Source organism: Streptomyces sp. NBC_01716 (assembly GCF_036248275.1).
Taxonomy (GTDB): domain Bacteria; phylum Actinomycetota; class Actinomycetes; order Streptomycetales; family Streptomycetaceae; genus Streptomyces.
Genome location: NZ_CP109181.1, coordinates 1,524,205 through 1,547,361, shown reverse-complemented (window position 1 = coordinate 1,547,361; position 23,157 = coordinate 1,524,205). Strand labels below are relative to the sequence as shown.

The window sequence follows — 23,157 nt, the reverse complement described above, 5'->3', positions numbered from 1 at the left end:
TGGCCCCGCCATGGACTTCGGACTCGTCCTCCAGACCGACCCGCCAGCGGCGGAGGTCGTCGGACTCATGCGGCGCGCCGAGCGCAACGGCTTCCGCTACGGCTGGACCTTCGACTCCGCCGTGCTGTGGCAGGAGCCGTTCGTCATCTACAGCCGCATCCTCGAACACACCACCAAGCTGACCGTCGGGCCGATGGTCACCAACCCGGGCACCAGGACGTGGGAGGTGACCGCGTCCACGTTCGCCACGCTCAACGAGATGTACGGCAACCGCACCGTGTGCGGCATCGGGCGCGGCGACTCCGCGATGCGCGTCGCCGGCCGGGCGCCCAACTCGCTCGCGCGGCTCGGCGATGCGATCGACGTCATCCGTGAACTCGCCGAGGGCCGCGAGACGTTGGTCGACGGCAAGCCGCTGCGGCTGCCGTGGGTGCGGGACGGGAAGCTGCCGGTGTGGATGGCCGCGTACGGGCCCAAGGCGCTGGCCCTGGCCGGCGCGAAGGCCGACGGCTTCATCCTCCAGCTCGCCGACCCGTATCTCACCGAGACCATGGTCAAGGCGGTCCGGACGGCCGCGTCCGACGCCGGACGCGACCCGGACTCCGTCACCATCTGCGTCGCGGCCCCCGCCTATGTGAGCGACGACCTCGCGCACGCGCGCGACCAGTGCCGGTGGTTCGGCGGCATGGTCGGCAACCATGTCGCCGATCTGGTGAGCCGCTACGGCGAGCACTCCGACCTGGTGCCCGACGCGCTCACCACGTACATCAAACAGCGCGAGGGCTACGACTACAGCCACCACGGCCGCGCCGGGAACCCGTCCACGGACTTCGTGCCCGACGACATCGTGGACCGCTTCTGTCTGCTGGGCCCGGTCGAGGCGCACATCGAGAAGCTGAAGACACTGAAAGCCCTGGGCGTCGACCAGTTCGCGGTCTACGACATGCACGACGCGAAGGAGGCGACGATCGACACGTACGGCTCCGAGATCATTCCGGCACTGGCTTCCTGAGCGGTCCGATCCACCCCTGTCACAAGAGTGCCGCGGCCCGGGTCTCGACCCGGGCCGCGGTCATGCCGACTGCTGTCCGGCACTCCGGAACAGCTCGCCGCGGCGGCTCGCGTGACCCCAGGTCACGCGGACAGCAAGGACGGCCTGGTCCTCCTCCTGGACGCCGTCGGACTGGCCGCCGACGACGACACCCTCACTGCCCTGCTCCCCCTTCTCCACAGCCCCGAACGTGACTCCGGCATGCCTCAGCGATAGCGACACCGACAGGTCCGTCGCCGGCGGGGATGGTGGTGGTGACGGCGTTGGTCCTCGTGTCGATCACCGACACGGTGTTGGAAAGCTGGTTGGCGACGTAGGCGCGGTCACCGTTCGGGGTGAAGGCCACGCCCCGGGGCCAGGTGCCGACACGGATGGTGGCCGTGACGGTGTTGGTCCTGGTGTTGATCACCGACACGGTGCCGCTGTTGAGGTTGGTGACGTAGACGCGGTGACCGTTCGGGGTGACAGCCACACCGTTGGGAAGGTCGCCGGCGGGGATGGTGGTGGCGACGGTGTTGGTTCTGGTGTTGATCACCGACACGTTGTCGCTGCTGGCGTTGGTGACGTAGACACGGTGACCGTTCGGGGTGACGGCCAGGTTGCCGGGTCCGTCGCCGACACGGATGGTGGTGGTGACCCGGTTGGTCCTGGTGTCGATCACCGACACGTCGTCGCCGAGGTCGTTGGCGACGTAGACGCGGTGACCGTTCGGGGTGACGGCCACGCCGAAAGGCCCGTCGCCGACGGGGATGGTCGTGGTGACCCGGTTGGTCCTCGTGTCGATCACCGACACGCTGTCGCCGGTGAAGTTGGCGACGTAGACACGGTGACCGTTCGGGGTGACGGCCACGCCGATGGGTCCGTCGCCGACGGGGATGGTGGTGGTGACCCGGTTGGTCTTGGTGTCGATCACCGACACGCTGTCGCTGTTGTTGTTGGTGACGTAGGCGTGGCGACCGTTCGGGGTGATGGCCACGGCGAGAGGACGGTCGCCGACGGGGATGGTGGTGGTGACGGTGTTGGTCTTGGTGCTGATCACCGACACGGTGTCGTCTTCGACGTTGGTGACATAGGCGTGGGAAGGCTTGTGGTGCGCAGGGTTGTCATGCGCGGCGGCGGGCGATGCCACGGCGAGCGGGACCGTCAGGCCCGCGAGCATGGCCAATCCCAGCCAGGCCCGCACGACCCTTCCCCGCGAACGCTCACCGCCGTCGCGTCGCCCGGTGATTCTTCGTTCTGGCGTTCCCTGTACCGCGATATCTGACACGAAGACCCTCCTGAAGTGCACTCGATGCCGAATGGCGATGGCTGAAGCCATGCTATTTACGGATATCCCCTTAAATAGCCCGAGATTGCACGCCTGGGGCTGTATGGGCGATCCGAATCCCACCTTCGGCCAAAGGCGCGACCTGGCTACGACACCGGCAGACGCGCGCACCGGCGGCACGCACGGGCGGAGGAGGCCACCATGCCGTGCGAGAGGGCGGTGACCATGGCCGCGAGCGTGACCAGTGGCCAGTTCGTGGCCAGCGGTGACAGCACCGCGAGCGCGAGTGTGGCGACCACCATCGCCACACCCGCTGTCGTGCCGGCCCAGGCCACCGCCAGCGGCAGCCGCTCCGGCGTCGGCAGCTTGCGCGCGAGCGCGCCGGTGGCGGCGAGTGCGGCGGCCGTGAGGAGCGTCGCGACGGCCGCGACGGCGGCCAGTTGGACGGCGACCAGCTGCGCCGTCTGCTGGAGCTGCCAGCTCTGGCCCGAGGTCCAGATCAGATGCCAGCAGGCGATCAGGAACGGCACGGTGAGGGTGACGGACAGGGCGGTCCGCCGGGTCTGCGCGATGGTCAACTCCCGCTGGCAGCCCGGCACCAGCTCGTCCGGTGTGCCGAACTCCCGTACCGCCAGGACGGCGGCCTGTTCGCGCGGCACGCCGTCGCGGGTGTGGGCCTCCACCGTGTCGGTGAGGCCGTCCCGGATCTCCTGGATCATCCGGGACTTGGCCCCGACGGGGCCGTGCAGCGCGGTGGAGAGGGCCGCGACGTAGTCCGCGACGGGGTCGGGCGTGCTCGCACCGTTCCTGGTGCGCGGGACGCTCATGACGCGGTCCGGGGCTGCGGTGCGGCGGGGGCCGGGTTCAGGACCGAGCCGATCGCCGTCGTGAACTCACGCCACGCCGTCCGCTCGCTCTCCAGGCTGCCGCGCCCGGCGTCGGTCAGCCGGTAGCAGCGCCGACGGCGTTCGCCGACGGACTCCCAGCTGCTGCCGAGCAGTCCCAGCCGCTCAAGCCTGTTCAGGGCCGGATAGATCGTGCCCGTACGGAGCTGGAGCGCGCCCTCGCTCCGCTGCTGGACCGCCGCGATGATCGCGTAGCCGTGCAGCGGGCCGGGTTCGAGCACGGCCAGCAACAGTCCGTCGAGATGCCCACGTACCGCGTCTGCCTTCATGGGTAGCCAGCCTACTCATAGAACGCGTTGGCGTGGTACCTATTGGCAGCCAACATATTCACGCATCTGCCTGAAGGGGCCCGCGGTGACCAAGCTGCTGCTCTCCATCCATGTCCTCGCCTCGATCCTGGTGGTCGGCCCGATCGCCGTGGCGGCGTCGTTGTTCCCCCGCTATGCGCGCCAGGCGACCGGGGAGGACGGGCGCTCCGCCGGCGCCGCGGTGTTGCTGCACCGGATCTGCAGCGGTTACGCGATCGTCGGCGTCGCCGTCCCGGTCTTCGGACTCGCCACCGGCGCGCAGCTCGGCGTCCTCACGGACGCGTGGCTGATCACGTCGATCGTCCTGACCACGATCGCCGCCGCGATACTGGCGCTGGCGATCCTGCCCGGCCAGGAGAGGATGATCGAGACCTCGTGGGACGGGACGACCGACGACGAATCACCACGCACCGCGGCCCGACTGGCGGGCCTGACGGGGGTCTTCAACCTGCTCTGGGCGGTGGTCGTGGTCCTGATGATCGTGCGCCCGGGCTCGACGACGGGCGCCTGACCCACCGTCGGAGGACGCCCCGCGCGGCGTCCGCAACCCCGCGCTCGCCGCCACCTGGCGCCGGCTGACCGCCGAGGCCGAGGCGGCCGGCGGCGGCGACCGGGTCGCGCAGATCGAGGCCGCGCGCGAGATCTGGCGCCGGGGATTCATTGCCGAGGCGCTGATACGCGCGTCGGACCGGCCCGCCCTCGACACCAGCGGCTCCCGCCACACCGGTACCCTGACCGCCGCCGACCTGGCCGGGTGGTCCGCGACGTACGAGGCGCCCGCGACGTACGACTGGAACGGCTGGACCCTCTGCAAGGCCGCCGGCTGGAGCCAGGGCCCCGCCTTCCTCCAGCAGCTCGCCCTGCTGCCGCCGGCCCCTGAGCTTCCGGCGTACGGCTCCGAGGAGTACGTCCACCTCCTTACCGAGGGCTGCAAGCTGGCCATGGCCGACCGGGACGCCTGGTACGGCGACGCCGCCGACGTACCGCTCACCACCCTCCTCTCGGAGCCGTACAACACCGCCCGCCGCGCCCTGGTCGGGAAGAAGGCCTCCTACGAACTGCGCCCCGGCAGCCCCGACGGACGCGAGCCCGTACTCAGCGCCCACGCCACCGCCGTCGCCGCCGGTGAGGCCGGCTTCGACGCGCTCGGCGTCCCGGCGGCCGGCGCGGGCGAGCCGACCGTCGCCCGCAACGGCGCGACCCGCGGCGACACCTGCCACCTCGACGTCGTGGACCGCTGGGGCAACATGATCGCCGCGACACCGAGCGGCGGCTGGCTCCAGTCCAATCCGGTCGTGCCCGAACTCGGCTTCCCGCTCGGCACCCGCCTCCAGATGACCTGGCTGGAGCCGGGACTGCCGAACTCCCTCACCCCGGGCCGCAGGCCCCGGACCACGCTCACGCCGTCCCTCGCCCTGCGTGACGGCACTCCCGTCATGGCCTTCGGCACCCCCGGCGGTGACCAGCAGGACCAGTGGCAGTTCCACTTCTTCCTGGCCGTCGCGCTGCGCCCGCAAGTACGCGGCGGACTCGATCTCCAGGGCGCGATCGACGCGCCCAACTGGCACAACGACAGCTTCCCCAGCTCCTTCTACCCGCGCGGGATGTGGCCGGGCAGCGTCACTGTGGAGCCGTCCATGGACGCGGCAGTAGTAGAAGGGCTGCGCCGCAGGGGCCACGACGTCACCGTCGGCGAACCCTGGTCGGAAGGCCGGCTCTGCGCGGTCGCGAGGGACCCGCGTACGGGCGTCCTGTCGGCCGCGGCCAACCCGCGAGGCATGCAGGGGTACGCGGTGGGCCGCTAGGGCGTGTTTTAGAAGTAGCGTCGTCCGCCCATCGGGCGGGGCTACTTCGAAGACACGGCCCAGGCCGTCGGATCGGGCCGGTCAGCGGGGGGACGCCGAGCCGCCATCGAGCCGTCATCTCCGCTCCCACCTGGGTTGTCGTACCCCTGTGGTTGTCTTGAGGAATGATCGATGACTTCCTGAACGGTGACCTTTCCGCTGTCGAGGCGGCGGTGCGTGCCGCGGCCGCCGCCGAGATCGTGCCGCGCTACCGGCAGCTCGCCGCACACGAGATCGTCGAGAAGTCCGGCCCCCACGACCTGGTGACCAGCGCCGACCGGGGGGCCGAGGAGCATCTGACCGCCGCCCTCACCGCGCTGCTGCCCGGCTCTGTCGTGGTGGGCGAGGAGGCCGTCCACGCCGACCCCGCCGTGTACGGGGCGCTGCGCGGCGACGCGCCCGTATGGATCGTCGACCCGGTCGACGGCACCCGTCAGTTCGTCCGGGGCGAGCCCGGTTTCTGCACGCTGGTCGCGCTCGCCCAGGGCGGCGAGGTGCTGGCCTCCTGGACGTACGCGCCGGTGACCGGCGAGATGGCCACCGCCGTACGAGGACGGGGCGCCCGGCTGGACGGCGTGCCGATCCGCTCCGGTACGCCGGAGCCCGGCGCGGTGCTGGACATCGCGATCTCCCACCCGGACTACACCACGCCCGAGGAGAAGCGCGCGCTCCTGGGGGTCCGCAACGCGGACGACATCGCCGCCAGGCCGTGCGGCTCGGCGGGGCTGGAGTATCTGGCCGTCGCGCTCGGCAGGCTCGACGCCGTCGCCTTCAGCTGGGAGCTGGCCTGGGACCACGCGGCGGGACTCCTGCTGGTGACGGAGGCCGGGGGCGCGCAGCTGACGCTCGCGGGGGAGCCGTTCCGGGTCACGGGCGGCAACGCGCTGCCTTTCACGGCGGCGCGTGACGAGGCGACCGCGCGGCGGATACGGGAGCGCCTGCTGACGGGCGGGCGTACGGCGGAAGAGGCGGGAGCCGCCGCGGGCTCGGCCCCGGGAGCCTGAGGCCCGCGCCGCACGAGCACACCGACGACCCGGCGACCAGCGCCTCCGCCATATCCCTCGCCCCGCCGACAGGGTGTCAGAGGTCAGGAATAGGCTGGATCCTCTGGCCATCGGCTGACGAAGGAGTCCGAAGGTGCCGTCGATGCTCGATGCCGTCGTCGTGGGGGCGGGACCCAACGGCCTGACCGCCGCTGTCGAGCTGGCCCGGCGTGGATTCTCCGTCGCCGTGTTCGAGGCCCGCGACACCGTGGGCGGGGGAGCGCGGACCGAGGAACTCACCCTCCCCGGTTTCCGCCACGACCCCTGTTCGGCCGTGCACCCCCTGGGCGCGGGATCGCCCGCGTTCAACGACATGCCCCTCGCCCGGTTCGGCCTGGAGTGGCTGCACCCCGAGCTGCCGATGGCCCACCCCTGGGACGACGGCACGGCCGCCGTGCTGTCCCGCTCCGTCGCCGAGACCGCCGCCTCCTTCGGCCCGCGCGACGCGGGGGCGTACCGCCGGCTGCTCGCCCCCTTCCTCGGCAAGTGGGACGCGTTCGCGCGGGACTTCATGGCGCTGCCCCCCAGGGGCCTGCCCCACGACACCCTCACGCTCGCCCGCTTCGGCCTCGCCGGGCTCCCGAGCTCCAACCTCCTGATGAAGCGGTTCCACGACGAGAAGGCCAAGGGGCTGTTCGCCGGCCTCGTCGCCCATGTCATCGCCCCGTTGAGCGGGATCGCGACCGGCGGCGTTGGCCTGATGTTCGCGCTCGCCGCGCACGAGAACGGCTGGCCGCTGCCGCGCGGCGGCTCCCAGGCCATCTCGGACGCCCTCGCCGCGTATCTGCTCGACCTCGGCGGCACGATCCACACCGGCTTCGAGGTCAAGCGGCTCGACGACCTGCCGCCGGCTCGCGCGTATGTCTTCGACACCTCGCCGACCGCGCTCGCCCGTATCGCGGGGCTCGGCCGGGCGTACGACTCGTACCGCTACGGCCCCAGCGTCTTCAAGATCGACTACGCGCTGGACGGCCCCGTGCCCTGGACGGCGGAGGCCGCGCGCCGGGCCGGCACGGTCCAAGTGGGGCCCACGAAGGGGGAGATCAGCACGGCGCTGGATCTGGCGTACGGCGGCAGCGCACCCGCCACACCGTTCCTGATCACCGCCCAGCCCAGCCTGGTCGATCCGTCCCGTGCCCCCCGGGGGAAGCATGTCTTCTGGGCGTACGGCCATGTCCCGCACGCCTGGGACGGCGATCTGACCGAGGCGATCGAGCGGCAGATCGAGCGCTTCGCGCCCGGCTTCCGGGACCGCGTCCTGGCCCGCGCGACCGCCGGCCCGCCGGAACTCGCGGCCCGCAACGCCAACTACGTGGGAGGGGACATCGCCAGCGGCTCGGTGGCCGGGCTCCGGCTGCTGCTGCGGCCCAAGCTCTCGCTGTCGCCGTACAGCACCCCGCACCCCGCGGTCTTCATCTGCTCGTCGGCGACGCCGCCGGGCCCCGGCGTGCACGGCATGTCGGGGCAGAACGCGGCGAAAGCGGTCTGGCGCAAGCTGCGCGCGACGGCCTGACCGCGCGGCCCGCGCGGCTCCTCGCGGGCGGGTCTTCCCCATCAGGCGGGACCCGCCGATTCCTGAGACGCTGTTGACGTCCGGTGTTCACGGTCGGCACGCCCCGCACGGAGAGGGCGAGAGCCCCCCACCCATCGAGGTCGAGGCGGAGGCCACCGCAGCGCCGCGTCGCATCGCGTCGTGCGCGCGCGGCCCACCGACCGCCGCCGGGCTGTCCGCGACGTGCGACGCCACCACCACGAAGAGAGGGACACACCGTCATGGCCACCACCACCATCACCACCACCGACGGCACCGAGATCTTCTACAAGGACTGGGGCACGGGCCGCCCCGTCGTCTTCAGCCACGGCTGGCCGCTCAACGCCGACGCCTGGGACGGCCAGCTCCGTCTCGTCGCCGAGAACGGCTTCCGCGGCATCGCGCACGACCGCAGGGGCCACGGCCGCTCCGGCCAGCCCTGGCAGGGCAACGACATGGACACGTACGCCGACGATCTCGCCCAGCTCCTGGACACGCTGGACATCCGTGACGCCGTCCTCGTCGGACACTCCACGGGCGGCGGCGAGGTCGCCCGCTACATCGGCAAGTACGGCACGTCCCGGGTCTCCAAGGCGCTGCTGCTGAGCTCGATCCCCCCGCTGATGCTGCGGACCGACGCCAACCCCGAGGGCCTGCCCGTCGACGTCTTCGACGGCCTCCGCGCGGGCTTGGCGGCCAACCGCTCGCAGTTCTACGAGGACCTCACGGACACCTTCTACGGCTTCAACCGCCCCGGTGCCGCGGTCTCGAAGGGGACGCGCGACGCGTTCTGGCTGTGGAGCATGCAGGTCGGCATCAAGGCGGCGTACGACTGCATCAAGGTGTTCTCCGAGACGGACTTCACGGAGGACCTCAAGCGTTTCGACGTCCCCACCCTCCTCGCGCAGGGCGACGACGACCAGATCGTGCCGCTCGTGGCCGCCAGCCCCAAGTCGGCCGAGCTGATCAAGGACTCGACGCTGAAGATCTATCCGGGCCAGCCGCACGGTCTGTACGGCGACCACGAGCAGGAGTTCAACGCCGACCTCATGGCCTTCGTCAGCTGAGCCGGCCGAGACGGGAGGACATACGCCGGTCGACCGCGTACGCGCAGGCAGCACGAGGTCGATGTCGGATTCTCGCCAGCGTCCGGCACACTCCGTGCCGGATGCTTGACGCATGCACACCGACACCGAGCGCTGCTTGCGCGCCGTCCGGTCCAAGGACGCGCGATTCGACGGATGGTTCTTCACCGCCGTCCTGACCACCGGTATCTACTGCCGGCCGAGCTGCCCGGTCGTGCCCCCGAAGGCCGAGAACATGGTCTTCCACCCGAGCGCAGCCGCCTGTCAGCAGGCCGGCTTCCGCGCCTGCAAGCGCTGCCGGCCGGACACCAGCCCCGGCTCGCCCGAGTGGAACGCCCGCGCCGACTCCGTCGCCCGCGCCATGCGTCTCATCCAGGACGGGATCGTCGACCGGGAGGGCGTCACGGGACTCGCCGGGCGGCTCGGCTACTCGGAGCGCCAGATCGAACGGCAGCTGCTCGCCGAACTCGGCGCCGGGCCGCTCGCGCTGGCCCGCGCCCAGCGGGCCCAGACCGCGCGGCTGCTCATCGAGACGACCGCGCTGCCGATGGCGCAGGTCGCCTTCGCCGCCGGGTTCTCGTCCATCCGCACCTTCAACGACACCGTCCGTGAGGTGTTCGCGCTCTCGCCGACCGAGCTGCGGGCACGCGGCTCCCGGCGTTCGGGCACCGCCCCGGGACCGGCCACCGGGCCTTCGGCCGGGTCTTCTACCGGGTCCTCAGCCGCGTCTTCGACGCCCGGGGTGATCTGTCTGCGGCTGCCCTTCCGCGCACCGCTCAACCCCGACAACCTCTTCGGACACCTGGCGGCCACCGCCGTCCCGGGCGTCGAGGAGTGGCGCGACGGCGCGTACCGGCGCACGCTCGCTCTTCCGTACGGACACGGCATCGTCGCCCTGACGCCGAAGCCCGACCACATCCGCTGCCGGCTCGCGCTGACCGACCCGCGCGATCTCACCGTCGCCATCAGCCGCTGCCGCCGCATGCTCGACCTGGACGCCGACCCGGTCGCCGTCGACGAACAGCTCCGTACCGACCCGCTGCTCGCCCCGCTGGTCGACAAGGCGCCCGGCCGCCGGGTGCCGGGCACCGTCGACGCCGCCGAGTTCGCCGTACGCGCGGTGCTCGGCCAGCAGGTCTCGACCGCCGCCGCGCGCACGCACGCCGCGCGCCTTGTCACCGCCCACGGCACACCCGTGGACGATCCCGAGGGCGGCCTCACCCATCTCTTCCCCACGCCCGCCGAGTTGGCCGCGCTCGACCCCGAAGCGCTCGCGCTGCCGCGCAGCCGCCGCACCACGCTCATGACCCTGGTCGATGCGCTGGCCGACGGCACGCTGCCGCTCGGCACGGACAGCGACTGGGACGAGGCGAGGGCCCGTCTGCACGCGCTGCCCGGGTTCGGCCCGTGGACCGTCGAGGCGATCGCGATGCGCGCGCTCGGCGACCCGGACGCCTTCCTGCCGACGGATCTCGGTATGCGCCGTGCCGCGTCGGCACTGGGGCTGCCGTCGACACCCGCCGCGCTGACGTCACGCGCCGCCGCGTGGCGGCCCTGGCGCGCCTACGCGGTCCAGTACCTCTGGGCGACCGAGGACCACGCCATCAACGTCCTTCCCGCATAAAGGAGTTCACCGCATGACCACCGGCATGAACAGCCGATCGCACACCGTGGCCGACAGCCCGTACGGGCCGCTGACGCTCGTCGCCACCGACGGGGTGCTGAGCGGTCTCTACATGACCGAGCAACGCCATCGCCCGCCGCAGGAGAGTTTCGGCGAGAGCGACGCCCGCCCGTTCGGCGAGGTGATCGACCAGCTCGACGAGTACTTCGCGGGCGAGCGCACCGAGTTCGACCTGCCGCTGCGGCTGCACGGCACGCCGTTCCAGCGCAGCGTCTGGGAACAACTGCTGACGATCCCGTACGGCGAGACCCGCTCCTACGGTCAACTGGCGGGCGCGCTGGGCAAGTCGGGCGCGTCGCGCGCTGTCGGACTGGCCAACGGCAAGAACCCGGTGGGGATCATCGTGCCGTGCCACCGGGTGATCGGATCGACGGGCGGCCTCACCGGTTACGGCGGCGGGCTGGACCGCAAGCAGCGCCTGCTGGTCTTCGAGGGCGCGGGCAGGACGCCTGCGGGCACGCTGTTCTGACGCCCCTTCAGCGGGTCAGCTCTCGTGGAACCGCTTCAGCAGTTCGGGCAGCGCCGTACCGATCGGCTCACGGATGACCTCGTCGGCCTGCTCGTCGTACGGCGTCGGCTCGGCGTTCACGATCAGGAGCCGCGCGCCGTGCTCGGCGGCGATCCCCGCGAGCGAGGCGGCCGGCTGCACCTGGAGGGTCGTGCCGACGGCGATGAAGACCTCGCACGCCTTGGTGATCGACAGGGCCTCCCCGAGCACCTGCGGATCCAGCCGTTGGCCGAACATCACCGTCGCCGACTTCAGGACGGCACCGCACTCGGTGCACGGCGGGTCGTCCTCGCCCGCCTCGACCCGGGCCATCGCCTCCTCCATCGTGGAGCGTGCGTGGCACCCGGTGCAGACCACCGCCCGTGCCGTGCCGTGCAGTTCGAGCACCTTGCGGGCGGGCGTACCGGCGAGCTGGTGGAGCCCGTCGACGTTCTGCGTGATCACCCGGACCGCTCCGTCGACCGCCCGGTCGAGCTCGGCGACGGCGCGGTGCGCGACGTTCGGCTGGGCACGGAAGGCCGGGCTGTCGCGGCGCATCAGCCATGAGCGGCGGCGGATGTCCGGGTCGTTCATGTACGTGTCGTACGTGACGAGCTTCTCGGCCTCGGGGTCGCGCCGCCACACGCCGTTCGGACCTCGGTAGTCGGGAATGCCGGAGTCGGTGGAGATCCCGGCGCCGCTGAAAATCGCGACGAGAGTCATGCCGCGAGGGTACTCAGCGGTGCCGGGAAGGAGCGACCCGATAAGCGTCGGCCCGGCCCTAGTGAATGTGACCGATGTGGCCGACGTGTCCGATGTGACCGGGGTGCGGCGCGTGGCCCGGGTAGTCGGAGGGGTCGGTCGTGCCGTCGGCCGCGGCCATGGGGACCGGGGCGAAGGGGGTCGGCACGTCGCCCGTCCAGCGGTTCATCACGGCCTTGCCCGTCTGCTTGGTGACGCCGTCCTCCACGACCGTGCCCGCCTCGGCGAGGTAGTACCGGCCGTCGTCCAGCGACACCAGACCGTACTGGCCGGCCGACTCCCAGCCGTACGTCCCGGACGCCGGGTGGTGCAGCCCCCGCGCGAGGAGCGGCAGCAGCCGCCCGCTCTCGGGCTGCGGCTGGCCGCTGATCGGGCCGGAGACGGGGCGCTTGGAACCGTCCAGGACGAAGAGCGAGTAGTTCGGGAACTGCGTCTTGGTGCCCTTGTAAGCGGCCAGCAGCCAGTTGCCGGTGTATGCGTCGTAGTCGAGGTTCTGCACGCCGTACGTGGTGTTGCCGGTGTAGCTGAAGTACTTGCCGTCGGGCGAGGCCGGGCCGCTGGTGTGCGGGTCGGCCTCGGTGAGCGGGCGCTCGTACTTCTTCCAGTGCCGGATGTCGTACTGGAGCAGGACCTGGTTGTCGTTGTCCTGCCGGGTGGTGTTGGCGTAGACGCCGTACGCGACGGTGAGCAGCTGGGTGCGCGGGGCACCGTGCTCGCCGCCGGGGCGCCTGTCGTCGAAGCCGGGTCCGAAGGCGACGCCGTCGATGCCGCTGCATCCGTAGCGGTGGTCGGCGGTCTTCGCGGTGTCGCCGTCGAAGACGCCGTTGCCGTCCATGTCGGCCGTGTAGTCGTCCACGACCTCCTTCAGATGGACGGTGGAGACGACACCGGTCGTCTCGGCGTCCATGTCCATGGCGGTGATGCGGTCACCGTCGAAGATCGCGATGTAGAAGGCCTTGGCCGCCTTGTACTCCAGGGAGCCGTAGACCCTGCCGTCCTTGGTGTTGAAGTCCAGGTCCCCGAGGTGCCCGGTGAATCCGGTGACCGAGCCGACGGGTTTGCCGGTGAGGTCGGTCTTGACGAGGAGATTGGTGAACGAGAAGTACATGAAGCCTTTGCGGCGGTCGACGGCCATGCCCTGGACATGGCCCGACTTCCAGGCGCCGCCGTCCACGGACGTCGGGAGCGTGGGGAGCCGGCCGGGCCCGGCGGTCTTCGCGGTCACCGGCCCCGCGCCGGCGTCGGCATCCGCCGCCGCGGTTCCCGCGCCCGCCGCCACAACCGCCGTCGTGAGCAAGGCTGTCAGCAAGCCGTGAATCCGACGTCGCATGTTCCCTCCGGTGTCCTGGGCCTGAGTCCCCGAGAGCGGCGCGTACATGACATATGAGACCAGCTCCCGCCGTGCGCGTCACCACCGCGCACCCGCGGATCAGCCGATCCGGCGGCCGTTCTCCAACTCCACGGCCCCCGAGCCGGTTTCGAGTACATCGAGCCCCGAGAGAATGCGGCCGGCGAGCGATCCGATCACCAGATCGGGAATCTGAGCAGGGCTCACCAGCCGCCAGGAGAGCAACTCGTCGTGCTGAAGCCGGATCGCGCCGAGCCGTTCCTCGTCCAGGACCCCGCCGTCGTACAGATACGCGACGATGGCCGGCCGGTCCGGCGCCTGCGACCAGTCCACGGCGAGCAGCGGCCCCAACTCGACGTCCAGCCCGATCTCTTCGAACGTCTCGCGCCGCGCCGCCTGACGCGGCGTCTCACCCGTGTCGGACTCGACGGTGCCGCCGGGCAGCCCCCAGCCGGGCCGGTAGTTGGGCTCGACGATCAGTACGCGCCCTTCCTCGTCCCGGAAGAGTGCGGCGGCCCCGGAGAGGACACGGGGGAGGCCGGCGATATATGTGAGGTAGTCGGCTTCGCGAGAGGTCGTCACACGGAAAGCGTAGATCAGAGGCATGGGCGGGGCACCGAAACCGGCCCATGTCGTTCCTCCGATGATGGGAGTTTTGTCCTTCTGCTCGTGGTGCGGACGCCGGGGCGGCCCCGTGGGCAGGAAGCCGCTTGCCGGATAGGGTCGTTGCGGCGCGACTGCCTGTTCGAAAGCAAGGGATGACAAGGTGACGGACGGAGCAGTAACCGAGGCCGCGCACGTGCTCGTCGCGGCGGACAAGTTCAAGGGATCGCTCACGGCCGTACAGGTCGCCGAGCGGGTGACGGCCGGGCTGCGCCTGGTCGTCCCCGGCCTCGACGTCGAGGCACTGCCCGTCGCCGACGGCGGTGACGGCACCGTCGCAGCGGCGGTGGCGGCCGGGTTCGAACGCCGTGAGGTACGGGTCACCGGACCGCTCGGCGACGAGCTGACCGCGGCGTACGCGCTCCGCGGCGGCACGGCCGTCGTGGAGATGGCCGAGGCGTCGGGCCTCCAGCACCTGCCCGCCGGCGTCTTCGCGCCTCTCACCGCCGGTACGTACGGCTCCGGCGAACTGCTGCGCGCCGCACTCGACGCGGGCGCGCGCACCATCGTCTTCGGCGTCGGCGGCAGCGCCACGACGGACGGCGGCGCGGGGATGCTCGCCGCGCTCGGCGGACGCTTCCTCGACACGGACGGGCGGCCGGTGGGCCCCGGCGGCGGCGGACTGCGCGATCTCGCGACGGTGGACCTGTCCGGGCTCGACCCCCGTATCGCCGACACGGACATCGTCCTCGCCAGCGACGTGGACAACCCGCTGACCGGTCCCAAGGGCGCCCCGGCGGTCTACGGCCCGCAGAAGGGCGCGTCCCCCGAGGACGTCGCCACACTCGACGCGGCGCTCGCGCACTACGCGCGCGTCCTGGAGAAGACCCTCGGCGCCGGGGCGGCCGAGGCCGCGCTCTCGCCCGGCGCGGGCGCAGCGGGCGGTATCGGTTACGGCGCCCTCGTCGGCCTCGCCGCGAGCTTCCGGCCCGGCATCGAGGTCATGCTCGACGTACTCGGCTTCGGCCCCGCGCTGTCCCGCGCCACGCTCGTGATCACCGGCGAGGGCTCGCTGGACGAGCAGACGCTGCACGGCAAGGCCCCCGCGGGCGTCGCGGCGGCGGCCCGCGCGAAGAACATCGAGGTGATCGCGGTCTGCGGCCGGCTGGCCCTCCGCCCGGAGGCCCTGGGCCGCGCCGGTATCCGCCGCGCGTACGCCCTGACGGACCTGGAACCGGACCCGGCACGCTCTATGGCGGAGGCGGGCCCGCTGCTGGAACGCATGTCGGCGACCATCGCCCGCGACTTCCTGACCTGATCTGTACCCGCACACACCAGGGCCCGGACGCTCGAAGCGTCCGGGCCCTGTAGGTATGACCGGCGGGCGGCGGCTACGGCAGCTGCGCCGCCCGTGCCTCGCGCCGGTTGTCACGGAACGTATTCACGCGTCGCGCCGTGGCGAAGAGCGGGATCACCGCGCCGGTCACCACCTGGAGCGCACAGCCCGTCTGGAGCAGGAGCTGCCCGCCCGGCGCATCGAACGCCCAGGCCACCAGCAGCGCCATCGCGGACACGATCCAGCTGAGCATCGCGACCGCGAGGATGCCCCGCGGCTTCGGATACTCGACCCGGCTCACCATCAGCCAGGCCACACCGACGATGGCGAGCAGCGTCGGTACGAAGGGAAGCTCCAGCAGCACGATGGAGACGACCGTGAGCGCGCCGAACGGGCTCGGCATGCCCTGGAACATGCCGTGCTTCAGCGTCACGCAGGAGAATCTCGCGAGCCGCAGGACCACCGCCAGCAGTACGACGACCGCGGCCAGCGCCGAGACCCGCTGATGGGCGTCGTCGGCGACCATGCCGTAGACGAGGACGAAGTACGCGGGCGCCAGACCGAAGCTGATCAGGTCGGAGAGGTTGTCGAGCTCCGCACCCATCGGCGAGCTGCGCAGCTTGCGGGCCACGAGTCCGTCGAAGAGGTCGAAGACCGCGGCGCAGAGCATGAGGATCACCGCGGTGGCCGCGGAGTGCCGCGCCATCCCGGTCTCTTCGCTGCCGGTGAGGTGCGGGATCAGGATGCCGGTGGTGGTGAAGTAGACGGCCATGAAGCCGCAGGTGGCGTTGCCGAGGGTGAGGGTGTCCGCTATCGACAGCCGCATCGACAACGGCATTTCCTCCGCGTCGTCCTCCTCCTCGGCCTCGGCGACCCAGCCGGCCGGTGCGTCGGGATCAATCACGGTCAATTCGAGTCACCCCTGCGGTCGTGGCCTGACCGACCTCGACGGCGACGTCGACACCTTCCGGAAGGTAGATGTCGACGCGTGAGCCGAAACGGATCAGGCCGATGCGCTCGCCTTGCTCCAGCTTGGTCCCCTGCGGCACGTACGGGACGATCCGCCGGGCGACGGCGCCGGCGATCTGCACCATCTCGATGTCACCGAGCTCGGTGTCGAAGTGCCAGACAACGCGTTCGTTGTTCTCGCTCTCCTTGTTGAAAGCGGGGACGAAACCGCCGGGGATGTGCTCGACGGACGTCACGGTGCCCGCGAGGGGAGCGCGGTTGACATGGACGTTCAGCGGGCTCATGAAGATCGCGACGCGGGTGCGCCCGTCCTTCCACGGCATGATGCTCTGCACCACGCCGTCGGCCGGTGAGATGACCCGGCCCTGCGTGATCTCTCGCTCGGGATCCCGGAAGAACCACAGCATGCCTGCCGCGAGAGCGGTGGCGGGCACGGCGATGGCGGCGGCGCGCTTCGAGCCGCGAGCGCGGACCAGACTGAGTGCTGCGGTGGCGACGGTCGGCAGAAGCCACGGCGATGCTCCGCGCGCAAGGCGGACGCTGCCGCGTCGTGCAGAGGTTTGGCTGTGGGGCATGGATGACCTTCGTAGCGGATGATGCCGCACGGGCAACGGGGACGGCGGCTTTCCGTCGATGGTATCGGTTGCCAGGTGCAACTGGGCAATGCAGAAGCCGAGTCGGCGGCCGGAAGACGATGACGAGGTGTGCTGTTGTGGGCGGTCAAATGGGACCATAGACCGCGATCAACCCTGGAATCGGTACTCCTCCAGCAGTCGGCGACCAATGATCATTTTCTGGATCTCGGCGGTACCTTCGCCGATGAGCAGCATCGGTGCCTCGCGGTAGAGACGCTCGATTTCGTACTCCTTGGAGAAGCCGTAACCGCCGTGGATCCGGAAGGCGTCCTCGACGACTTCCTTGCAGTACTCGGAGGCGAGGTACTTCGCCATCCCTGCCTCCAGGTCGTTTCGTTCCCCGGAGTCCTTTTTGCGTGCCGCATTGACCATCATCGCATGAGCTGCTTCGACCTTGGTGGCCATTTCGGCCAGCTTGAACTGGATTGCCTGGTGTTCGGCGATCGCCTTGCCGAAAGTCTGACGCTGCTGGGCGTACGAGACGCCGAGCTCGAAGGCGCGTTGCGCGACGCCGCAGCCACGCGCAGCGACGTTCACGCGGCCGACTTCAACCCCGTCCATCATTTGGTAAAACCCTCGGCCGGTGGCGCCACCGAGGACCCGATTGGCCGGAATGCGCAGACCGTCCATGATCAACTCGGTGGTGTCGACGCCCTTGTAGCCCATCTTGTCGATCTTGCCGGGGATGGTCAGACCAGGCCGTACCTCACCGAAGCCGGGCTCCTTCTCCACCAGGAACGTGGTCATCGACCGGTGGCGCGCGGTGCCCTCGGGGTGGCCTTCGTCACTCCGGCACAGCACGGCGACGAGCGTGGACGAGCCGCCGTTCGTCAGCCACATCTTCTGGCCGTCCAGCACGTACTCGTCGCCGTCCTTGACGCCCTTCGACGTGATGGCCGACACGTCCGAGCCGAGCCCCGGCTCGGACATCGAGAACGCGCCACGCACCTCGCCCGCCGCCATGCGCGGCAGGAAGGTGTCCTTCTGCTCCTGGGTACCGTGCTGCTTGAGCATGTACGCCACGATGAAATGCGTGTTGATGATGCCCGACACGGACATCCAGCCGCGGGCGATCTCCTCCACGCAGAGCGCGTACGTGAGCAGTGACTCGCCCAGACCGCCGTACTCCTCGGGGATCATCAGCCCGAACAGGCCGAGTTCCTTGAGCCCTTCGACGATCTGGGCCGGGTACTCGTCACGGTGCTCCAGCCCCGTGGCCACCGGCAGGATCTCTTTGTCGACGAAGTCCCTCACCGTGGAGAGGATCTCCCGCTGGATGTCGGTCAGGTCCGCGGTCTGGGCGAGACGGCTCATGGGTCAGCTCTCCTGCGTGATCGGCTCGGGGCGGCCGGGCTGTTCGCCGCCGCGCTTGTCGATGTAGGTCGCGGTCGGCACCATCACCTTGCGGCGGAAGACGCACACGACCGTGCCGTCCTGCTTGTAGCCCCTGGTCTCGACGTACACCACGCCCCGGTCGTCCTTGGACCGCGACGGCGTCTTGTCCAGGACCGTCGTCTCGCCGTACAGCGTGTCGCCGTGGAAGGTCGGCGCGATGTGCTTCAGCGACTCGACCTCCAGATTGGCGATGGCCTTGCCGGAGACGTCGGGGACCGACATACCGAGCAGCAGCGAGTAGATGTAGTTCCCCACCACGACGTTCCTGCCGAAGTCGGTCGTCTTCTCCGCGTAGTTGGTGTCCAGATGGAGCGGATGGTGGTTCATGGTGAGCAGACAGAACAGATGGTCGTCGTACTCGGTGACGGTCTTTCCCGGCCAGTGCTTGTAGACGGCGCCGACCTCGAACTCCTCAAATGTGCGCCCGAATCGCATCTCTCACGCCTCCGGGGCTTCGAACGCCGACGTCCGCCGCAGGCCCGCCGCCCGTCCCTTGCCGGAGACGACCAGCGCCATCTTGCGGCTCGCCTCGTCGATCATCTCGTCGCCGAGCATCGCCGACCCCTTCTTGCCGCCCGCCTCGGACGTCGCGTAGTCGTACGCGTCGAGGATCAACTCCGCGTGGTCGTAGTCCTCCTGCGACGGCGAGAAGATCTCGTTCGCGGCGTCGATCTGCCCCGGGTGCAGCACCCACTTGCCGTCGAAGCCCAGCGCGGCGGCCCGGCCGGCGACTTCGCGAAACGCGTCCACGTCCCGGATCTGGAGGAACGGCCCGTCGATCGCCTGGAGATCGTGGGTACGGGCCGCCATCAGGATCCGCATCAGGATGTAGTGGTAGGCGTCCGCGCCGTAACCGGGCGGCTGCTGGCCGACCACCAGCGTCTTCATGTTGATGGACGCCATGAAGTCGGCGGGGCCGAACACGATCGTCTCCAGCCGTGGCGACGAGGCGGCGATCTCGTCGACGTTCACCAGCCCCTTGGCGTTCTCGATCTGCGCCTCGATACCGATACGGCCGACCTCGAAGCCCATCGTCTTCTCGATCTGGGTGAGCAGCAGATCGAGCGAGACGACCTGCTGCGCGTCCTGGACCTTGGGCAGCATGAGGCAGTCCAGATTGTGGCCCGCGCCCTCCACGACCGTGATCACGTCACGGTAAGTCCAGTGCGTCGTCCAGTCGTTGACCCGTACGACCCGCGTCTTGCCCGTCCAATCACCCTTGTTGAGCGCGTCGACGATGGTGTGCCGGGCGCCTTCCTTGGCGAGCGGCGCGCAGGCGTCCTCCAGATCGAGGAAGACCTGGTCGGCGGGCAGACCCTGTGCCTTCTCCAGGAAGCGGGGGTTGGAGCCGGGGACGGCGAGGCAGGAGCGGCGGGGCCTGAGCCTGTTCGCGGGGCCGCCGGTGCCGGCGGCGTCGGGGCTGGTCATGTGCGGACCTCCAAGGGGTCGAGCTTGTTCGCGTGACGGATCTCGTCGACGATACGGCCGATGATCTCGGTGATCCCGAAGTCCTTCGGGGTGAAGACGGCGGCCACTCCGGCGGCCCGCAGCGCCTCGGCGTCGGCGCCCGGGATGATCCCGCCGACGATCACCGGGATGTCCCCGGCCCCCGCCTCGCGCAGCCGGCCCAGCACGTCGGGCACCAGCGCGGCGTGCGAGCCCGAGAGGATCGACAGGCCCACGCAGTGCACGTCCTCGGCGACGGCGGCGCTCACGATCTGTTCGGGTGTCAGCCTGATGCCCTGGTAGACCACCTCGAACCCGGCGTCCCGCGCGCGTACGGCGATCTGCTCGGCCCCGTTGGAGTGGCCGTCCAGCCCCGGCTTGCCCACAAGGAGACGCAGCCGCCCCGAGCCGAGTTCGGCGGCCGTACGGGACACCTTCTCCCGTACGGCGGCGAGCGCCGTGCCCGCCTCGGCGGCGACCGCGACCGGTGCGCCGCTCACCCCGGTCGGCGCCCGGAACTCGCCGAAGACGTCCCGCAGCGCCCACGCCCACTCGCCGGTCGTCACACCGGCCCGCGCGCACTCCACGGTCGCCGCCATCAGATTGCCGGTACCGGCCGCCGTCCGCTTCAGCGCGGCCAGCGACTCGTCCGCCCGCGTCTCGTCCCGGTTCTCCCGCCACTCCCGCAGCGCCGCCACGACCCGTGCCTCGTTCGCCGGGTCGACCGTCATGATCGCGGTGTCCAGATCGGCGGTCAGCGGGCTGGGCTCGGTCTGCTCGAAGCAGTTGACGCCGACGATCTTCTCCTCGCCCGACTCGATACGCGCCCGGCGCTCGGCGTGCGAGGAGACCAGCCGCGACTTCAGATAGCCCGACTCGACGGCGGCCAACAGACCGCCCATCTCCTCGATCCGGTCCATCTCCGCCAGTGAGTCCTCGACGAGGGAGGCCACTTTCGTCTCCACGACATGCGACCCGGCGAAGATGTCGTCGTACTCCAACAGGTCGCTCTCCAGGGCCAGTACCTGCTGTATCCGCAGCGACCACTGCTGGTCCCACGGCCGGGGGAGTCCCAACGCCTCGTTCCACGCCGGGAGTTGTACGGCGCGGGCCCGCGCGTCCTTGGAGAGCGTCACACCCAGCATCTCCAGCACGATGCGCTGCACGTTGTTCTCGGGCTGCGCCTCCGTCAGTCCCAGGGAGTTGACCTGGACTCCGTAACGGAAGCGGCGCTGCTTCTCGTCCCGTACGCCGTACCGCTCCCGGGTGATCCGGTCCCAGATGCGGCCGAAGGCGCGCATCTTGCACATCTCCTCGATGAAACGCACCCCGGCGTTCACGAAGAACGAGATACGGGCGACGACATCACCGAACCGCTCCGCCGGCACCTGCCCGCTGTCGCGCACCGCGTCCAGCACGGCGACCGCCGTCGACATCGCGTACGCGATCTCCTGGACCGGGGTCGCCCCCGCCTCCTGGAGGTGGTAGCTGCAGATGTTGATCGGGTTCCATCTGGGGATGTGCGCCACCGTGTACGTGATCATGTCGGTGGTCAGCCGCAGCGAGGGCACCGGCGGGAAGACATGCGTCCCGCGCGACAGGTACTCCTTGACGATGTCGTTCTGCGTCGTCCCCTGGAGCAGCTCGCTGTCCGCGCCCTGCTCCTCGGCGACCACCTGGTAGAGCGCCAGCAGCCACATGGCGGTGGCGTTGATGGTCATCGACGTGTTCATCTTCGCCAGCGGGATGTCCTGGAACAGCCGCCGCATGTCCCCGAGATGGGAGACGGGGACGCCCACCCGGCCGACCTCGCCGCGCGCCAGGACATGGTCCGGGTCGTAGCCCGTCTGCGTCGGCAGGTCGAAGGCGACCGAGAGACCGGTCTGGCCCTTGGCCAGGTTGTTCCGGTACAGCTCGTTGGACGCCTCGGCGGTCGAATGGCCGGCGTACGTCCGCATGAGCCACGGCCGGTCCTTCGGCCGCCTGCCGCTGCCGGCCTTTCGCTCCGCTTCCCGTCCCGATCCCCGCTCCGCTTCCGGCATGTCACACGTCCCGGAAGCGGTTGATGGCGCCGATGTGCCGCGCGCGGGTCTCGGGGTCGCCGACTCCCAGGCCCTCGCGGGGCGCGAGCGCGAGCACCCCGACCTTGCCCTGATGGCGGTTGCTGTGCACGTCGTACGCGGCCTGCCCGGTCTCCTCCAGGGGGTACACCTTCGACAGCGTCGGGTGGATCTTGCCCTTGCCGACGAGCCGGTTGGCCTCCCACGCCTCGCGGTAGTTGGCGAAGTGCGAGCCCACGATCCGCTTCAGCGACATCCACAGATAGCGGTTGTCGTACTCGTGCGTGTAGCCGGACGTCGAGGCGCAGGTGACGATCGTGCCGCCCTTGCGGGTGACGTACACGCTGGCGCCGAAGGTCTCCCGGCCCGGGTGCTCGAAGACGATGTCGACGTCCTCGCCGCCGGTCAGCTCCCGGATGCGCTTGCCGAACCGCTTCCACTCACGCGGGTTCTGACGGTGCTCGTCCTGCCAGAACCGGTACTCCTCGGCGGTGCGGTCGATGATCGCCTCGGCGCCCATGCGCCGGCAGATCTCCGCCTTGTGGTCGCTGGAGACCACACAGACGGGGTTGGCGCCGCCGGCGAGCGCGAACTGGGTCGCGTACGAGCCGAGTCCGCCGCTCGCCCCCCAGATCAGCACGTTGTCGCCCTGCTTCATCCCGGCGCCGTTGCGCGACACCAGCTGGCGGTACGCGGTGGAGTTGACCAGACCGGGGGCCGCGGCCTCCTCCCAGCTCAGATGACGGGCCTTGGGCATCAGCTGGTTGGACTTGACGAGCGCGATCTCGGCCAGACCGCCGAAGTTCGTCTCGAAGCCCCAGATGCGCTGCTCGGGGTCGAGCATCGTGTCGTTGTGCCCGTCCGAGCTCTCCAGCTCGACGGAGAGGCAGTGCGCGACGACCTCGTCGCCCGGGTGCCAGGTGTTGACACCGGGCCCGGTACGCAGCACGACCCCGGCCAGGTCGGAGCCGATGACGTGGTACGGCAGGTCATGACGCCTCGACAGCTCACTGAGCTTGCCGTAGCGCTCCAGGAAGCCGAAGGTCGACATCGGCTCGAAGATCGAGGTCCAGACGGAGTTGTAGTTGACCGAGCTGGCCATGACGGCCACCAGGGCCTCGCCGGGGCCGAGTTCGGGCACCGGCACGTCGTCGATGTGCAGAGACTTGCGCGGGTCCTTCTCGCGCGAGTCGAGACCGGCGAACATGTCGGTCTCGTCCTTGTGCACGGTCACCGCGCGGTAGGTCTCGGGCAGGGGCAGTGCGGCGAAGTCGGCGGACGTGCTGTCCGGCGACATGATGGCGTCCAGGATGTCCTTCACGGTGTGGCCTCCGGCGGAGCGTGTTGCGGGAACGCTGAACAGGTCCCTGAGGGATGGGACGTGGGGCCGCGCTGTGC

General features: G+C 70.3%; 22 protein-coding genes and 1 pseudogene. 9 read left to right on the top strand and 14 right to left on the bottom strand.

Annotated elements, in window-relative coordinates; all coding sequences use genetic code 11:
* Nucleotides 1-10: 10 nt before the first annotated feature.
* Entirely contained in the window at nt 11-1,012 is a 1,002-nt protein-coding gene (locus tag OIE74_RS06595) for a TIGR03842 family LLM class F420-dependent oxidoreductase (protein ID WP_329379362.1), read from the top strand.
* A gap of 60 nt (nt 1,013-1,072) precedes the next feature.
* Here the strand turns inward: OIE74_RS06595 and OIE74_RS06590 are convergent, their stop codons facing one another.
* From OIE74_RS06590 to OIE74_RS06575, 4 genes are all read right to left on the bottom strand, one after another.
* Complete coding sequence (locus tag OIE74_RS06590) at nt 1,073-1,231, bottom strand: hypothetical protein (protein ID WP_329379360.1); 159 nt, start codon at nt 1,229-1,231, stop codon at nt 1,073-1,075.
* Nucleotides 1,206-2,234 (bottom strand): YncE family protein, encoded by a 1,029-nt coding sequence (locus OIE74_RS06585; RefSeq protein WP_329379358.1) that lies wholly within the window; start codon nt 2,232-2,234, stop codon nt 1,206-1,208. Before OIE74_RS06585 ends, OIE74_RS06590 begins: the two co-directional genes overlap by 26 nt.
* A gap of 230 nt (nt 2,235-2,464) precedes the next feature.
* Complete coding sequence (locus OIE74_RS06580) at nt 2,465-3,145, bottom strand: permease prefix domain 1-containing protein (RefSeq protein ID WP_329379356.1); 681 nt, start codon at nt 3,143-3,145, stop codon at nt 2,465-2,467.
* On the bottom strand, nt 3,142-3,492 hold the full coding sequence (locus OIE74_RS06575; RefSeq protein WP_329379354.1) for a helix-turn-helix transcriptional regulator: 351 nt from the start codon (nt 3,490-3,492) through the stop codon (nt 3,142-3,144). Before OIE74_RS06575 ends, OIE74_RS06580 begins: the two co-directional genes overlap by 4 nt.
* 85 nt (nt 3,493-3,577) lie before the next feature.
* Between OIE74_RS06575 and OIE74_RS06570 the strand changes: the two genes are divergently transcribed.
* The 7 genes and pseudogenes from OIE74_RS06570 to OIE74_RS06540 all read left to right on the top strand — a co-directional run bounded on the left by OIE74_RS06570 (nt 3,578) and on the right by OIE74_RS06540 (nt 11,187).
* The gene (locus OIE74_RS06570) at nt 3,578-4,042 is read left to right on the top strand and encodes a DUF2269 family protein (RefSeq protein ID WP_329379352.1); all 465 of its coding nucleotides are present in this window, start codon (nt 3,578-3,580) and stop codon (nt 4,040-4,042) included.
* A gap of 31 nt (nt 4,043-4,073) precedes the next feature.
* Nucleotides 4,074-5,336 (top strand): annotated as a pseudogene (locus OIE74_RS06565) (gamma-glutamyltransferase family protein); the annotation flags it as partial.
* A gap of 164 nt (nt 5,337-5,500) precedes the next feature.
* Nucleotides 5,501-6,379 (top strand): inositol monophosphatase family protein, encoded by an 879-nt coding sequence (locus OIE74_RS06560; RefSeq protein WP_329379351.1) that lies wholly within the window; start codon nt 5,501-5,503, stop codon nt 6,377-6,379.
* 133 nt (nt 6,380-6,512) lie between these two features.
* Nucleotides 6,513-7,931: a phytoene desaturase family protein gene (locus tag OIE74_RS06555; protein ID WP_329379350.1), complete on the top strand. Its 1,419-nt coding sequence runs from the start codon at nt 6,513-6,515 to the stop codon at nt 7,929-7,931.
* Between the two features lie 260 nt (nt 7,932-8,191).
* The gene (locus OIE74_RS06550; RefSeq protein ID WP_329379349.1) at nt 8,192-9,016 is read left to right on the top strand and encodes an alpha/beta fold hydrolase; all 825 of its coding nucleotides are present in this window, start codon (nt 8,192-8,194) and stop codon (nt 9,014-9,016) included.
* A 112-nt stretch (nt 9,017-9,128) separates the two neighbouring features.
* Nucleotides 9,129-10,658 carry an AlkA N-terminal domain-containing protein gene (locus OIE74_RS06545; protein ID WP_329379347.1) on the top strand — a complete coding sequence of 510 codons (1,530 nt, stop codon included), beginning with the start codon at nt 9,129-9,131 and terminating at the stop codon, nt 10,656-10,658.
* Between the two features lie 13 nt (nt 10,659-10,671).
* Nucleotides 10,672-11,187 (top strand): methylated-DNA--[protein]-cysteine S-methyltransferase, encoded by a 516-nt coding sequence (locus OIE74_RS06540; RefSeq protein WP_329379345.1) that lies wholly within the window; start codon nt 10,672-10,674, stop codon nt 11,185-11,187.
* A gap of 15 nt (nt 11,188-11,202) precedes the next feature.
* On the opposite strand, the gene OIE74_RS06535 is transcribed toward OIE74_RS06540, so the two are convergent.
* From OIE74_RS06535 to OIE74_RS06525, 3 genes are all read right to left on the bottom strand, one after another.
* Nucleotides 11,203-11,928, bottom strand: coding sequence for an SIR2 family NAD-dependent protein deacylase (locus tag OIE74_RS06535; RefSeq protein WP_329379342.1), 726 nt, complete (start codon nt 11,926-11,928; stop codon nt 11,203-11,205).
* 58 nt (nt 11,929-11,986) lie between these two features.
* The gene (locus OIE74_RS06530) at nt 11,987-13,297 is read right to left on the bottom strand and encodes a hypothetical protein (protein WP_443076041.1); all 1,311 of its coding nucleotides are present in this window, start codon (nt 13,295-13,297) and stop codon (nt 11,987-11,989) included.
* A gap of 99 nt (nt 13,298-13,396) precedes the next feature.
* Entirely contained in the window at nt 13,397-13,897 is a 501-nt protein-coding gene (locus OIE74_RS06525; protein WP_329379340.1) for an NUDIX hydrolase, read from the bottom strand.
* Nucleotides 13,898-14,081: 184 nt separating this feature from the next.
* On the opposite strand from OIE74_RS06525, the gene OIE74_RS06520 reads away from it, so the two are divergent.
* Nucleotides 14,082-15,236 carry a glycerate kinase gene (locus OIE74_RS06520; RefSeq protein ID WP_329379338.1) on the top strand — a complete coding sequence of 385 codons (1,155 nt, stop codon included), beginning with the start codon at nt 14,082-14,084 and terminating at the stop codon, nt 15,234-15,236.
* A 73-nt stretch (nt 15,237-15,309) separates the two neighbouring features.
* Here the strand turns inward: OIE74_RS06520 and pssA are convergent, their stop codons facing one another.
* The 7 genes from pssA to ccrA form a co-directional block, all read right to left on the bottom strand.
* The gene (pssA, locus tag OIE74_RS06515) at nt 15,310-16,164 is read right to left on the bottom strand and encodes a CDP-diacylglycerol--serine O-phosphatidyltransferase (protein WP_329379336.1); all 855 of its coding nucleotides are present in this window, start codon (nt 16,162-16,164) and stop codon (nt 15,310-15,312) included.
* Entirely contained in the window at nt 16,151-16,798 is a 648-nt protein-coding gene (locus tag OIE74_RS06510; RefSeq protein WP_329392193.1) for a phosphatidylserine decarboxylase, read from the bottom strand. The genes pssA and OIE74_RS06510 overlap by 14 nt, the downstream gene beginning before the upstream one ends.
* A gap of 168 nt (nt 16,799-16,966) precedes the next feature.
* Nucleotides 16,967-18,172, bottom strand: coding sequence for an acyl-CoA dehydrogenase family protein (locus tag OIE74_RS06505; RefSeq protein ID WP_329379334.1), 1,206 nt, complete (start codon nt 18,170-18,172; stop codon nt 16,967-16,969).
* A gap of 3 nt (nt 18,173-18,175) precedes the next feature.
* Nucleotides 18,176-18,688, bottom strand: a complete 513-nt coding sequence (locus OIE74_RS06500) for a MaoC family dehydratase (protein ID WP_329379332.1) — start codon at nt 18,686-18,688, stop codon at nt 18,176-18,178.
* A gap of 3 nt (nt 18,689-18,691) precedes the next feature.
* Complete coding sequence (locus OIE74_RS06495) at nt 18,692-19,681, bottom strand: HpcH/HpaI aldolase/citrate lyase family protein (RefSeq protein WP_329379330.1); 990 nt, start codon at nt 19,679-19,681, stop codon at nt 18,692-18,694.
* A complete protein-coding gene (locus OIE74_RS06490) occupies nt 19,678-21,741 on the bottom strand; it encodes a protein meaA (RefSeq protein WP_329379329.1) in 2,064 nt (687 codons plus the stop codon). Before OIE74_RS06490 ends, OIE74_RS06495 begins: the two co-directional genes overlap by 4 nt.
* Nucleotide 21,742: 1 nt before the next feature.
* Nucleotides 21,743-23,080 (bottom strand): crotonyl-CoA carboxylase/reductase, encoded by a 1,338-nt coding sequence (ccrA, locus tag OIE74_RS06485; RefSeq protein ID WP_329379327.1) that lies wholly within the window; start codon nt 23,078-23,080, stop codon nt 21,743-21,745.
* Nucleotides 23,081-23,157 lie beyond the last annotated feature (77 nt).

Excerpts from the sequence above, each read along its gene's own strand:
- OIE74_RS06595 (WP_329379362.1), top strand. The coding sequence starts at position 11 with ATGGACTTCGGACTCGTCCTCCAGACCGACCCGCCAGCGGCGGAGGTC.
- OIE74_RS06580 (WP_329379356.1), bottom strand. The coding sequence starts at position 3,145 with ATGAGCGTCCCGCGCACCAGGAACGGTGCGAGCACGCCCGACCCCGTC.
- OIE74_RS06575 (WP_329379354.1), bottom strand. The coding sequence starts at position 3,492 with ATGAAGGCAGACGCGGTACGTGGGCATCTCGACGGACTGTTGCTGGCC.
- OIE74_RS06560 (WP_329379351.1), top strand. The coding sequence starts at position 5,501 with ATGATCGATGACTTCCTGAACGGTGACCTTTCCGCTGTCGAGGCGGCG.
- OIE74_RS06550 (WP_329379349.1), top strand. The coding sequence starts at position 8,192 with ATGGCCACCACCACCATCACCACCACCGACGGCACCGAGATCTTCTAC.
- OIE74_RS06545 (WP_329379347.1), top strand. The coding sequence starts at position 9,129 with ATGCACACCGACACCGAGCGCTGCTTGCGCGCCGTCCGGTCCAAGGAC.
- OIE74_RS06540 (WP_329379345.1), top strand. The coding sequence starts at position 10,672 with ATGACCACCGGCATGAACAGCCGATCGCACACCGTGGCCGACAGCCCG.
- OIE74_RS06535 (WP_329379342.1), bottom strand. The coding sequence starts at position 11,928 with ATGACTCTCGTCGCGATTTTCAGCGGCGCCGGGATCTCCACCGACTCC.
- OIE74_RS06530 (WP_443076041.1), bottom strand. The coding sequence starts at position 13,297 with ATGCGACGTCGGATTCACGGCTTGCTGACAGCCTTGCTCACGACGGCG.
- OIE74_RS06510 (WP_329392193.1), bottom strand. The coding sequence starts at position 16,798 with ATGCCCCACAGCCAAACCTCTGCACGACGCGGCAGCGTCCGCCTTGCG.
- OIE74_RS06505 (WP_329379334.1), bottom strand. The coding sequence starts at position 18,172 with ATGAGCCGTCTCGCCCAGACCGCGGACCTGACCGACATCCAGCGGGAG.
- OIE74_RS06500 (WP_329379332.1), bottom strand. The coding sequence starts at position 18,688 with ATGCGATTCGGGCGCACATTTGAGGAGTTCGAGGTCGGCGCCGTCTAC.
- OIE74_RS06495 (WP_329379330.1), bottom strand. The coding sequence starts at position 19,681 with ATGACCAGCCCCGACGCCGCCGGCACCGGCGGCCCCGCGAACAGGCTC.
- OIE74_RS06490 (WP_329379329.1), bottom strand. The coding sequence starts at position 21,741 with ATGCCGGAAGCGGAGCGGGGATCGGGACGGGAAGCGGAGCGAAAGGCC.